Annotated in this window: 12 protein-coding genes; 3 read left to right on the forward strand and 9 right to left on the reverse strand. The window is 72.0% G+C overall.

Going from position 1 to position 12,740, the window contains the following annotated elements; genetic code table 11:
* Positions 1-69 precede the first annotated feature (69 nt).
* A complete protein-coding gene (locus tag HDA41_RS17325; RefSeq protein WP_184984961.1) occupies positions 70-1,113 on the forward strand; it encodes a GlxA family transcriptional regulator in 1,044 nt (347 codons plus the stop codon).
* Here HDA41_RS17325 and HDA41_RS17330 read toward each other — a convergent pair.
* The 3 genes from HDA41_RS17330 to HDA41_RS17340 form a co-directional block, all read right to left on the reverse strand.
* The gene (locus HDA41_RS17330) at positions 1,103-2,152 is read right to left on the reverse strand and encodes a Zn-dependent alcohol dehydrogenase (protein ID WP_184984963.1); all 1,050 of its coding nucleotides are present in this window, start codon (positions 2,150-2,152) and stop codon (positions 1,103-1,105) included. The genes HDA41_RS17325 and HDA41_RS17330 overlap by 11 nt on opposite strands.
* Entirely contained in the window at positions 2,152-3,300 is a 1,149-nt protein-coding gene (locus tag HDA41_RS17335; RefSeq protein WP_184984965.1) for an acyl-CoA dehydrogenase family protein, read from the reverse strand. The genes HDA41_RS17330 and HDA41_RS17335 overlap by 1 nt, the downstream gene beginning before the upstream one ends.
* 115 nt (positions 3,301-3,415) lie before the next feature.
* On the reverse strand, positions 3,416-4,330 hold the full coding sequence (locus tag HDA41_RS17340) for an SDR family oxidoreductase (protein ID WP_184984967.1): 915 nt from the start codon (positions 4,328-4,330) through the stop codon (positions 3,416-3,418).
* A gap of 106 nt (positions 4,331-4,436) precedes the next feature.
* Between HDA41_RS17340 and HDA41_RS17345 the strand changes: the two genes are divergently transcribed.
* Complete coding sequence (locus tag HDA41_RS17345; protein ID WP_184984969.1) at positions 4,437-5,363, forward strand: cyclase family protein; 927 nt, start codon at positions 4,437-4,439, stop codon at positions 5,361-5,363.
* Between the two features lie 507 nt (positions 5,364-5,870).
* Here the strand turns inward: HDA41_RS17345 and HDA41_RS17350 are convergent.
* From HDA41_RS17350 to HDA41_RS17365, 4 genes are all read right to left on the reverse strand, one after another.
* Complete coding sequence (locus tag HDA41_RS17350; RefSeq protein WP_184993485.1) at positions 5,871-6,350, reverse strand: ATP-binding protein; 480 nt, start codon at positions 6,348-6,350, stop codon at positions 5,871-5,873.
* A gap of 443 nt (positions 6,351-6,793) precedes the next feature.
* A complete protein-coding gene (locus HDA41_RS17355; protein WP_184993487.1) occupies positions 6,794-7,675 on the reverse strand; it encodes an acyl-CoA dehydrogenase family protein in 882 nt (293 codons plus the stop codon).
* A gap of 2 nt (positions 7,676-7,677) precedes the next feature.
* Positions 7,678-8,811 (reverse strand): acyl-CoA dehydrogenase, encoded by a 1,134-nt coding sequence (locus tag HDA41_RS17360; protein WP_184984971.1) that lies wholly within the window; start codon positions 8,809-8,811, stop codon positions 7,678-7,680.
* On the reverse strand, positions 8,811-10,007 hold the full coding sequence (locus HDA41_RS17365; protein WP_184984973.1) for an amidohydrolase family protein: 1,197 nt from the start codon (positions 10,005-10,007) through the stop codon (positions 8,811-8,813). The genes HDA41_RS17360 and HDA41_RS17365 overlap by 1 nt, the downstream gene beginning before the upstream one ends.
* An 89-nt stretch (positions 10,008-10,096) precedes the next feature.
* Here HDA41_RS17365 and HDA41_RS17370 point away from each other — a divergent pair, with 89 nt between their 5' ends.
* Positions 10,097-11,611, forward strand: coding sequence for a class I adenylate-forming enzyme family protein (locus HDA41_RS17370; protein WP_184984975.1), 1,515 nt, complete (start codon positions 10,097-10,099; stop codon positions 11,609-11,611).
* A 56-nt stretch (positions 11,612-11,667) separates the two neighbouring features.
* Here HDA41_RS17370 and HDA41_RS17375 read toward each other — a convergent pair whose 3' ends face one another.
* Positions 11,668-12,180 carry an EF-hand domain-containing protein gene (locus tag HDA41_RS17375; protein ID WP_184984977.1) on the reverse strand — a complete coding sequence of 171 codons (513 nt, stop codon included), beginning with the start codon at positions 12,178-12,180 and terminating at the stop codon, positions 11,668-11,670.
* 168 nt (positions 12,181-12,348) lie between these two features.
* Positions 12,349-12,729 carry an STAS domain-containing protein gene (locus tag HDA41_RS17380; RefSeq protein ID WP_086604412.1) on the reverse strand — a complete coding sequence of 127 codons (381 nt, stop codon included), beginning with the start codon at positions 12,727-12,729 and terminating at the stop codon, positions 12,349-12,351.
* Positions 12,730-12,740 lie beyond the last annotated feature (11 nt).

Here is a 12,740-nt window from a genome sequence, read left to right on the forward strand (position 1 = left end):
CATAGAGCTTCCGGCCTGCGCCACCTTTCATCGAGTGGCCCGGAGGACAGCATTCGCTAGGATCGGGCCATGACATCGGCCACCCGCTCCAGTCCGGACCCGGACCCGGCCGCCGGCTTCCGCCCCCACCGCGTCGTCGTCCTCGCTCTCGACGGGCTGCTGCCCTTCGAACTGGGCATCCCGCACCGCATCTTCGGCCGTCCCAGGGACGCCCTGCGACGGCATCTGTACGAGGTCGTGACCTGCTCGGTCCGGCCGCCGGGCCCGGTCGAGACGGACGCCGACTTCGCCATCCACGTCGCGCACGGCCCGGAGGCCCTGGCCGACGCCGACACGGTGATCGTCCCGGCGTCGTACGAACTCGGCCCGGTCTACGACGAGGGCGTGCTGACCGACGAACTGGCCGCGGCCCTCGCCCGCATCCGGCCCGGCACCCGGCTGGCCTCCATCTGCACCGGCGTCTACGTCCTCGCCGCCGCCGGCCTGCTCGACGGCCGCCCCGCCACCACCCACTGGGCCGACGCCGAGCGCCTCCAGCGGCTCTTCCCCAAGGTCGAGGTCGACCCGGACGTGTTGTTCATCGACGACGGCGACGTGCTGACCTCCGCGGGCGTCGCGGCCGGCATCGACCTGTGCCTGCACATCGTGCGCCGCGACCACGGCGCCGCCGTCGCCAACGACGTGGCCCGCCGTACGGTCGTACCGCCGCACCGCGACGGCGGTCAGGCGCAGTACATCGCGCGCCCCGTGCCCGATCCGCAGCAGGCCTCCACCACCACCGCCCGCGCCTGGGCCCTGGGCCGTCTCCACGAGCCGATCCAGCTGCGCGACATGGCCGCCCAGGAGGCCATGTCGATCCGCACGTTCACCCGCCGCTTCCGCGAGGAGACCGGCGTCAGCCCCGGCCAGTGGCTCACCCAGCAGCGCGTGGAACGAGCCCGGCACCTGCTGGAGTCCACCGATCGGACCGTCGACCAGGTGGCCCGCGACGCGGGTTTCGGCACGGCGCAGTCGATGCGCCAGCACCTCCAGGCGGCGCTCGGTGTCACGCCCACCGCCTACCGGCGGACCTTCCGGACCGACAGGCACAAGGGGGCCGCCGTCAGAACGTGAGCACTCCGCGCGCCACCCGCCCCGCCTCCGCGTCCGCCGCCGCCTTCTCGAAGTCCTCGACCGGGTAGGTCCGGGTGACGAGTTCGTCGAGCAGCAGCCGGCCCCGGCGGTACAGGTCCGCGTAGAGGGCGATGTCGCGCTGGGGGCGGGAGGAGCCGTAACGGCAGCCCAGGATGGACTTGTCGAGGTACAGCGACGAGACGCGGAAGGACGCCTCGGCCGTGGCCGGCGGCACCCCGAGGAGGATCGCCTGGCCGTGCCGGTCCAGTGCGTCGATCGCCTGACGGATCAGCTCCACACGGCCGACGCACTCGAAGGCGTGGTCCGCGCCCGTGGGCAGGATGTCCCGCACGCACTCGGTCGAGGTGAGGAAGTCCGTCGCACCGAAGCGGCGTGCCACCTCCTCCTTCGCCGGGTTGGCGTCGACGGCCACGATCCGCAGGGCACCCGCGAGCCGGGCTCCCTGCAACACGTTCAGGCCGATGCCGCCCGTCCCGATCACCAGGACACTGTCGCCGTGGTCCACCCGTGCCCGGTTCAGCACGGCACCCACCCCCGTCAGCACCCCGCACCCGATGAGCGCCGCCGATGCCATGGGGATGTCCTCGGGGATACGGACCGCCTGTACGGCCTTCACGACCGTGCGCTCCGCGAACGCCGAGTTCGCGGCGAACTGGTGGACCGGCAGGCCGGCGTGACGGAACGGCCGGCCCGGGCGGCCGATCGCCCGCCGGCACATGGTCGGGCGCCCCCGGTCACACTCCGCGCACGTACCGCAGTGGGCAAGCGTGGACAGCGCCACATGGTCACCGGGGACCACATGTGTGACGCCCCCACCCACCGCCTCCACAACTCCGGCGCCCTCATGGCCCAGCACCACAGGAACCGGGAAAGGTATGGTCCCGTCCACCACCGACAGATCGCTGTGACACAGCCCCGCCGCCGAGATCGCGACCCGCACCTCACCCGGCCCCGGCTCCCGCACCTCCAGATCCGTGACGACCCGGACCTGCTTCCCGTCGAAGATCACGCCTCGCATCACGCGGCTCCCTTGGGCTCCCTGGGCAGGCCGAGCACCCGCTCGGCGATGATCGTGCGCTGGATCTGGTCCGAGCCGCCGTAGATGGTGTCGGCCCGCGAGAAGAGGAACAGGTGCTGCGCCGCGTCCAGTTCGTACGGCGACGGCACCGACCAGTCCGCCGGGCCGACGCTCGCCGCCGCGCCCCGCACCAGCACCGCCAGCTCCCCGAGCCGCTGATGCCAGCCGGCCCACAGCAGCTTCGCCACACTCGGGGCGCCCGCGTCACCCGAACCGCCCAGGGTGCGCAGGGCGTTCCAGCGCATGGTGCGCAGCTCGGCCCACTGCCGGACGAGCCGTTCCCGTACGACGGCATCCCCCACCGCACCCGACTCCACGGCCGCCCGCACCACACGGTCCAGCTCCTCGGCGAACCCGATCTGCTGCGCCAGCGTGGACACGCCCCGTTCGAAACCGAGCAGGCTCATGGCGACGCGCCAGCCGTTGCCCTCGCCACCGACGACGTGCTCCGCGTGCGCGCCGTCGAAGAAGACCTCGTTGAAGTCGCTGGTGCCCGTCAGCTGCCGGATGGGGCGCACCTCGATGCGGCCCGGCTGGTCCATGGGGACGAGGAGGAAGGACAGTCCGTGGTGCCGCCGCGACCCGGGCTCGGTGCGGGCGAGGACGAAGCACCAGTCGGCCTCGTGCGCGAGTGACGTCCAGATCTTCTGCCCGGTGACGCGGTAGGTACGGCCGTCCGTCTCGCGCACGGCCGCGGTACGCACACCGGCCAGGTCCGAGCCGGCGCCGGGTTCGCTGTAGCCCTGGCACCAGAGCTCCTCGCCGGCGGCGACCGGAGGCAGGAAGCGGGACTTCTGCTCCTCGGTGCCGTGCGCGATGAGCGTGGGGGCCAGGAGGTTCTCACCGATGTGGTCGGAGCGCGGGGGCGCGGCCGACCGGGCGTACTCCTCGGCCCAGGCGACCTGTTGGGTGAGCGTGGCGGTGCGATTGCCGTACCCGTCCGCGCCCCATCCGATCCCGATCCAACCGGCTGCCCCGAGGGTGCGCTCCCAGGAGCGGCGGTCGCGTACGCCCTCGGCGTGCACGGCGAGCCAGGCACGAGCCTCGGCACGGAAGTCCTCGTCGTCCTGCGTGAACCCGAAATCCACGAGCGCCGCCTCGTTTCGATGACTGGGCTTGAGATGAGGTACTTCAGGGGCGCGCGGGGAACTGCGCGAGAAACCACAACGCACCCGCAGCCGCCACACCACACGCACCCCCGAGCTACTGGGCGTTCGGCCGCTCCCCCTCCCGCGCCGCCCTCTCCATCTCCCGCACCCGCTCCAGCATCGGCATCGGATCCACCCCCACCGACCCGGGCAGAAACTCCGCGATCCTCTCCACGCTCCAGCCGCCGGAGGCGTACGCCGCACGCAACTCCCTCGGCTGCGCCCACACCGCGATCTTCGCCCCGGCGACCGTGTACACCTGCCCGGTGATCCCCTGCTCCCGCGCCCCGTCGGACAGCAGATACACCACCAGCGCGGCGACGTCCTCCGGTTCCCCGATCTCCGCCAGTTCCATCGGCACGCCCGCGGACATCCGCGTACGCGCGACCGGCGCCACCGCGTTCGCGGTCACCCCGTACTTGTGCAGCCCGAGCGCGGCGCTCCGCACGAGCGAGATGATCCCGCCCTTGGCCGCGCTGTAGTTGGCCTGCGACACCGATCCCTGATGGTTGCCGCTGGTGAAGCCGATCAGCGTGCCGGCGCGCTGCTTCCGCATCACCGCCGAGGCGGCCCGGAACACCGTGAACGTGCCCTTCAAGTGCGTCGCGACGACCGGGTCCCACTCCTCCTCGGTCATGTTGAACAGCATCCGTTCCCGCAGGATCCCGGCCACGCAGACGGCCCCGTCGAGCCGCCCGTACGACGACAGCGCCACGTCGACGACCCGCTGCCCGCCCGCCATGGTGGAGATGTCGTCGGCGACGGCGACCGCTTCCCCGCCCGCCGCCTCGATCTCCTTGACCACGGCCTCGGCGACCTCACTGGTCGGGGAGGCACCGTCGACCGCCACGCCGTAGTCGTTGACGACGACCTTCGCTCCCTCGGCGGCCGCCGCGAGCGCGACCGCCCGGCCGATACCCCGCCCTGCGCCGGTGACCGCGACGACCTTGCCTGCCAAGAAGTTCCCCACGCCCGGCCCCTTCCCGTCCCACGGTTTCTGACGGACCGTTAGATTTGCAGACCCTCCAGATTCTACGACCCGTCAGATACGGGAACACAAGCCCCGGGGAGGACTCATGTCGCTGCCGGACGCGTTCCACGACATCGCCAAGCGCGTGAACAACTGGGGCCGTTGGGGAGCCGCGGACGAGCTGGGCACGCTGAACCTGATCACCGACGAGGTCGTCCGGGAGGCCGCGGCGACGGTCCGCGCCGGTCGCCGGATCCCGCTCGCGCTGCCCCTCCGGCGCGACGGCGTCCAGACGGGGATGATCCCGGGGCGGATCGATCCGCTGCACGTCATGGTGCAGATCAACCAGGAGCTCTTCGGCCCGGGCACCGTCGCGTGCAGCGACGACGCCGTGACCATGGGGCTCCAGGCGGCCACCCACTGGGACGCGCTGCCGCACGTCTCGCACTCGGGCAGGCTCTACAACGGCCGCCCGGCCGCCTCCATCACCCCCCACGGCGGCGCGGAGTTCAGCGGCATCGACAAGGTCCGGCACGTCGTCTCGCGCGGAGTGCTGCTCGACGTCGCCCGGGCCCGGGGCACGGACCGGCTCGACGGCGGGTACGCCGTCACGCCCGAGGACCTGGACGCGGCCGAGGAACTGGCCGGTACGCACGTGCGGGCCGGCGACGTCGTGCTCGTACGGACCGGGCAGGTCCGGCTCTGTCTGGCCGGGGACCGGCACGCGTACGCGTATCCGTCGCCGGGGCTGTCGATCCGGACGCCGGAGTGGTTCCACGCGCGCGATGTCGCGGCGGTCGCCAACGACACACTCACCTTCGAGGTGTTCCCGCCCGAGGTGGAGGACCTGTGGCTGCCGGTGCACGCTCTCCACCTCGTGGAGATGGGGATGCCGCAGGGCCAGAACTGGAATCTCGAAAAGTTGTCCACAGCCTGTGGAGAAACGGGCTGCTACGCGTTCCTGCTGGCGGCGACCCCCGAGCCCTTCACGGGAGCGACCGGCTCTCCGGTGGCCCCGGTCGCCGTCCTGTAGGCCCGGCAAGCCAGGACCCACCCCTAGGGCCTGGCCGCCCGCCAGGCCGCCACCCCGCCGCCTGAAGCTGGATGGCGGCGCCGCGCTGCTCGCCCCGAGCACGGCAGCGCGCACCGCCACCCGACTCCGGCGCTCCCGCCCCGGCTCCCGTGAAACCCTGACCGGGAGCCGACGCCGAATCACGACTCACACTCGCCGAGGGCCGCCGTCGTCGCAGCCCTCGCCGTCCCCTCACGGCGAATCGCTGCCCACAAGCGTGAACAAACGGTCACGAGGCGTCAACACCCGTTTGGCGATGTGTTGCTTATGCGGCTTTTGCCGCAGGCGCGCACGGAAGCACATCCCGGCGCACCGCCGCATGCCATGACGAAAACGGCTGATCCGCCTGCGACCGTGCCCCGGCCTCGCCGCAACGCCGTGTGGCATGTGCCGCCGTACACCACACCTCGTCCACCGCGCCCGGCAGTCACGGACGGGGGGCTCCAGGGACCCTGGCCCTGCACCGCCTCACACCGCCTCGTACGCCAGCCCCTCGAAGGCCGCCCCGCCGCCGCACGACAGAGAGCCGCCCCCGCACGCCGCGGCCACCTCGGAGGACTTCGAACACCGGTCCAGTTCACACCAGATGCGCTTGCCGGTGCTCTCGACGCTCCAGCCCCAGCGGTCGGCGAGGCCGTCGACGAGGGCGAGGCCCCGGCCGCCGGTCGCGTCGTCCCCCGCACACCGGGGCACGGGGGCCCGGCCGCTGCGGTCGGCGACCTCGAGACGGACCGTGGTCTCCTCCGTCACCGCGTGCGGCAGGGACAGCCGCAGCACGGCGGGCCGGCCGGTGTGCACCACGGCGTTGGTGACCAGCTCGGAGACGAGCAGGATCAGGGTCTCGGCGAGCGGCTCGTCGGCCTGTATGCCCGACCCGGCCAGGCGGGAGCGGGCCCACCGCCGGGCCCGCCCCACCTCTGCGGGGTCGGGCCGGATCTCCAGCTGCACTTGAAGCACCTGCACCGCTCACACCATCCGAACCGGCGGACACTTAGGCTCGCGCCTCACGAAGGCCACGATCGTAGCCATTTTCTGCATGGCCAGAACAACGGCCGGGACAAGGATCACGGAACGTGAATCCCTTGTGGGACAGCATGGTTGACGTACAGTCACCCCAACAAGCGCTTCGGGCATATTCCAGCGCGAAGGAGTACCCGTGCGGCATACTGTGCGACGCCCGCTGCGGGGAGTCGAACAGGCGGCGCCACTGGGGCGCACCGCGCTCTGAGCCACTCGCATCCCACACAAGGTACCCGAGCGGGCAGTCGACTCCGGGCCGTGACGAGTCACGCCGAGGACACGAGCCGATATCAACGCTCCGTGATCACGATGTGCCACGATCCGCGACATCCTCGCGGGCATATGCGATGACACCGCAGCCAGACGGCCCGTCAGGCCGCTCCAGCCGTCAGGGCGGCCGCGAGAGCTTCCTCACTGTGCGTGACTCCGCCTGCGCGGTGGGTTCGAACCCATGCGCGTTTCAGATGCAGATGGACCTCGGACTCCCAGGTGAAGCCCATGCCGCCGTGCACCTGGAGACAGTCGCGGGCGCCGCGCACGGCGGCCTCGTCTGCGAGCAGGCGGGCGGCGGCGATGTCCAGCGGGTCGGCGGTGACGGCCGCCGCGTACACCGCCGCGCGGGCCGTCTCCGACCGGGCCAGCATCCCGGCGCACAGATGTGCCACCGCCTGGAAGGCCCCTATGGGCCGACCGAACTGCTCGCGCGCCCGGGCGTGTTGCACCGCCAGTTCGCAGACGCGTGCGGCCGTGCCGAGCTGCTCGGCGGCGGTGAGGAGGACGGCGACGGGATCCGGGGCCGCTGCCGCACGGCCGGGTACGCGGTGCAGCGGCGTCAGCGGGTCGAGGGAGCGCATCGGCACGGCTCCGGGGGCGTCGCCGCGTACGACGTCGGCCTCCGCCAGCCACTCCACGAGCCCGCCGTCCACGGCCGAGACGACCGTCTCCCCGGTGGCGGCTCCCGGCACCGCACCGGCCGCGAGATGGGTGGCGGCCAACGGCCCGGGCAGCAGCACCCGGCCCGCCTCCTCGAACACCAACACCGCCTCCGGCAGACCGAGTCCCACCCCGCCCTGCTCCTCCGGCAACCGCAGCGCGAAGAAACCGGCCTCCCCCAGCGCCCGCCACAACGCCCTGTCCAGCCGCTCAGGGCGCTCCGCGGCCCCGCGCAGCGCCGCTCCGTCGAAGCGCCGCGCCAGCAGCTGCCGCATGCCGTCCCGCAACGCCCGCTGGTCGTCCGTCAACCGGAAGCGCACGGTCACCGTCCCTTCGGCAGGCCGAGGATCCGCTCGGCGATGATGCCGTGCTGGATCTGCGAGGTGCCGGCCGCGATGGTGTACGACAGGGAGGAGAGGCGGTCCAGTGTCCAGGGACGGTCCAGGTCGAGGCAGTCGGCGCCCAGTACCTCGGCGGCGGCGTCGTAGAGCTCCTGGCGGGCGTGCGAGTACCGCAGCTTGAAGACCGAGCCTCCGGCGCCCGGCACTCCGCCCGACGCCTGGGCCGCGCTCACGTTCCACTGCGTCAGCCGCCACAGCGCCCGGAACTCGGCGTGGAGCCTGCCCAGCCGGCGCCGCAGCGCCGGGTCGTCCCAGCGGCCGTTCTCGCGGGCCGCGCCGGCCAGTTCGCCCAGGACGCGGCGGCAGGCGACGACCTCGCCGGCGAAAGCCGTGCCGCGTTCGAAGGACAGCGTCACCATGGTCACGCGCCAGCCGTCGTTCTCGTCCCCGACCCGGTTCGCCGCCGGCACCCGCACCTCGTCGAGGAAGACCTCGGCGAACTCGGCGGACCCGGCGAGCGTGCGCAGCGGCCGTACGGTGATGCCGGGCGCGTCCATGGGCATGGCCAGCCAGGTGATGCCCCGGTGCTTGGGCGCGTCCGGGTCGGTGCGGACCAACAGCTCGCACCAGTCGGCGACTTCCGCGTGGGAGGTCCACATCTTGGAGCCGGTCACCACGTAGGCGTCGCCGTCGCGCCACGCGCGCGTGCGCAGGGCCGCGAGGTCGGAGCCGGCGTCCGGTTCGCTGAAACCCTGGCACCAGACCTCCTCCCCGCGCAGGATCGGCGGCAGCCAGCGCGCCCGTTGCCCGTCCGTGCCCTCGGCGGCGATCGTCGGGCCGGCGTGCAGCAGCCCCACGAAGTTGGCCCCCACGTAGGGCGCGCCCGCCTTCTCGGTCTCCTCCAGGAAGATCAGCCGGATGGCCGGGGAGGCGTCCCAGTGGACGGCGGCGTATCCGGCGTCGTGGAGCCTGCGCTGCCAGCCGAGGTCGTAGGCCCGCCGTCCGGGCCAGTCGTCGGGGGACGGCTGGGGCGGAAGGCCGGGGAGCGTCTTGGCGAGCCACTCGCGCAGCCGGGCCCGGAACTCCTCCTCCGCGGGCGTGTCCGACAGGTCCATCAGCGGTCGAGGTCCAGGTCGAGCATCCGGATGGCGTTGCCCCGCATCAGTTTGTAGACCGTCTCGTCGTCGAGGCCCTTCACATGGTCGAGGGCGACCTCCTTGGTGTGCGGGAAGGTCGAGTCGACGTGCGGGTAGTCGGTCTCGAAGGTGGCGTTGTCGCGGCCGACGACGTCGATCGACGCCACTCCGTGCTTGTCGCGGAAGAAGCAGCAGAAGATCTGCCGGTAGTAGTACGTCGACGGCGGTTCGGGGATCGTGTCGCGGACGCCGCCCCAGGCGCGGTGCTCCTCCCAGACGTCGTCGGCGCGCTCCAGGGCGTACGGGACCCAGCCCATCTGCCCCTCGCTGTACGCGAGTTTGAGGCGCGGGAACTTCACCAGGACGCCGCTGAAGAGGAAGTCCATCATCGAGGCCATCGCGTTGTTGAAGCTGAGTGAGGCCTGGACGGCGGGCGGGGCGTCCGGGGAGGCGGCCGGCATTTGGGAGCTGCTGCCGATGTGCATGTTCACGACCGTCCCGGTCTCCTGGCAGACCGCGAAGAACGGGTCCCAGTAGCCGGAGTGGATGGACGGCAGCCCGAGGTGGGTGGGGATCTCCGAGAAGGTCACCGCCTTCACCCCGCGCGCGGCGTTGCGCCGGATCTCGGCGACCGCCAGCCCGACGTCCCACAGCGGGATCAGGCACAGCGGGATCAGCCGCCCGCCGCTGTCCCCGCACCACTCCTGAACCATCCAGTCGTTGTAGGCGCGCACGCAGGCCAGGGCGACCTCCTTGTCGTGCGCCTCGGCGAAGGTCTGGCCGCAGAACCGCGGGAAGCTCGGGAAGCACAGGCTGGCCTCGACATGGTTGAGGTCCATGTCCTTCAGTCGCTCCTTCGGGTCCCAGCAGCCGGGCCGCATCTCCTGACGGGTGATGCCCTCCAGGGTCATCTCGTCCCGGTCGAAGCCGACGGCGGCGATGTTGCGCTTGTACGGGAACTTCAGGTCCTCGTAGATCCACCAGTCGGTGGGCTGGCCGTCCGGGTCCATCGTGATCCGGTACTTGCCGCCGACGTAGGCGAGTTCACCGATCCCGGCGGTCAGCGCCTTGGGGCCGCGGTCGCGGTACTTGGCCGGCAGCCAGGTGTCGAAGAGGTGGGCCGGCTCGATCACGTGGTCGTCGACGCTGATGATGCGGGGCAGTTCGGTCGCCATGGGTCCCCTCCGCCGGACGGTACTTATCTGATGCGGCGTTAGATAGCATCCCACCTGACGACCCGTCAGCCAAGGAGCAGGGGGCAGACGTGAACGAGACCCCGCACGCCCTGAGTTCGTCCCGCACGCTGTGGGAGCTGGCCACCCGGCGCGCCGCCCTCACCCCCGACCGCCCGCTCTTCCTCCAGGACGACCGGCCCGGGGGGCGCACGCTCACCTTCGGCGCCCTGCGCGCGCGTGCCGAGCGGGTCGCGGCCGGGCTGTACGGCATGGGCGTACGCCCCGGCACGGTGGTCGCCTGGCAGCTGCCCACCCGCATCGAGACGGCCCTGCTCTCCTTCGCACTGGCCCGCCTCGGCGCCGTGCAGACCCCGGTCATCCCCTTCCACCGGGACCGCGAGGTCGGCTTCGCACTGCGCGAGTCGAAAGCGGAGTTCTTCGCGGTGCCGGGCGAGTGGCGCGGCTTCGACCACGGGGAGATGGCCCGGCGGCTGGGCGCGAGGGGCGTCTTCGAGGCGTACGACGACCTGCCCGACGGCGATCCGTCCGTACTGCCTCCCCCGCCCCGCGACGGCACCGCGGTCCGCTGGATCTACTGGACGTCCGGCACGACCTCCGCCCCCAAGGGCGTGCTGCACACGGACCGTTCCCTGCTCGCGGGCGGCTCCTGCCTCGCCCACGCCCTGCGGCCCACGGCGGACGACGTGGGGTCGATCGCCTTTCCCTACGCCCACATAGGCGGGCCCGACTACACGGTGATGCTGCTGCTGTACGGCTTCCCGGCGGTGCTGTTCGAGCAGTTCGCGCTGCCGGACGCGCTGGAGGCCTGCCGGCGGCACGGCGTGACGGTGGCGGGCGGGTCGACGGCGTTCTACTCGATGTTCCTGGCGGAGCAGCGCAAGCAGCCGGGCGTTCCGGTCGTCCCCTCCCTGCGGCTGCTGGCGGGGGGCGGGGCGCCCAAGCCGCCGGAACTGTACCGCGCCGTCGTACGCGAGATGGGCGTGCGGCTCACCCACGGCTACGGCATGACCGAGGTGCCGATGATCACCATGGGGGCGCCGGACGACACCCCCGAGTTGCTGGCGACGACCGAGGGGCGGCCGCCGGAGGGGATGGAGATACGGATCGTCGACGGGGAGGTGCGCTTGCGCGGGGAAGCCGTGTGCCGGGGTTATCTGGATCCGGGGCAGACGGCGGAGGCCTTCGACGAGGACGGGTTCCTGCGCACCGGTGACCTCGGGCATCTCACGGACACCGGGCACCTGGTCCTCACCGGTCGGCTGAAGGACGTGATCATCCGCAAGGGCGAGAACATCTCGGCCCAGGAGATCGAGGACCTGCTGCACCGGCATCCGGCGGTCGGGGACGTGGCGGTGATCGGGCTGCCGGACGCGGCGCGCGGGGAGTTGGTGTGCGCGGTGGTGGAACAGCCCCCGGGAGCCGAGACCCTGACGCTCGCGGCCGCGACCGCCTTCCTGCGCGCCGAGGGACTCTCCGTGCACAAGCTGCCGGAGCGGCTGGAGGTGGTGGACGCCCTTCCGCGGGGCGAGACCCTGCGGAAGGTGCTGAAGTACAAGCTGCGCGAGCGCTATGCGGGCACGTGACCCTCTTCGCGCACGTGACCCTCTTCGCGCACGCGACCCTGTTCGCGCAGGTGACCCTATTCGGGCACGGTGAAGTAGCGGGCGAAGGCGGACACGACCTCGGCCTCGCCGACCTTGCCGTCACCGTCCGAGTCGAGCGTGGCGGCGGCCGGGCCGGCGACGTCCTCGGGAACGCCGAGGCACTTCAGGATGCGGGCGGCCTCCTCGACCGTCGCCGCGCCGTCACCGTCGGTGTCGGCGACGTCCAGGGCCGCGTGCAGGAAGGGACGGGCGATCTCGGCGAACCGGTCGGGGTTGTCGCGCAGGCGCTTGACCGCGCCGCCCACGAACTCCTCGCGTGTGATGCGCTGGTCGCCGTCGCGGTCCGCTATCCCGGCCATGCCCTGCCAGAAGCCCTCGGCGCCGCCGTACAGCGCCTGCCCCTTGTCGGACCGTGCCGCCACGGCGAACTCCGTGAGCAGCGCCTTGGCCGCGCCGTAGAAGTCCTCGCGGTCGATGTAGCCGTTGCCGTCCTGGTCGAAGGTGGCGAACCGGGCGGCGATCCTGCGCTCGTACTCGCTGCTGACCATGTCTCTTTCGGGCCGCCTTACGTCGGGTGGGGTGCGTCTCGCTCGGAGCGTACGACGGAGGGGGCGGTTCGGGCGCGGGAAAACGTCACTTGTGCCAAGACCGGGGGAATTCCGGGACAACAGCGTGTCGGAACGGCAACACTCGCCCTGCCGCGCGTCATCGGCCCCTCACGCGGACAGGGGTTCGCCCTCGTCGGCCAGGGCCGCGTCCACATCGCCGTACACGTCGAACAGCCTGCGGACGCCCAGCGCGCCGAGGACCCGGTTGACATGGGACCCGTCGGCCGCGCCCCGGGCGGGCAGCACCAGCCGCAGCCGGCCCTGGCAGGAGCGGATCAGACGGCGGGCGGCGATGAGCACGCCGACGCCGCTGGAATCACAGAAGAACACTTCGGACAGGTCGAGGACCAGACAGTGGTGTCCCTCGGCCACCGCATCGTGCACACGCTGACGCAGCACCGGCGATGTCACCAGATCCAGTTCGCCCGACACCTGGAGCACGGCCCATTCGCCCTGCTCGCCGCCCGTCACTTTGAAGGTCACCACCACGCCCTTCGATC

Source organism: Streptomyces caelestis, from assembly GCF_014205255.1.
GTDB classification, from domain to species: domain Bacteria; phylum Actinomycetota; class Actinomycetes; order Streptomycetales; family Streptomycetaceae; genus Streptomyces; species Streptomyces caelestis.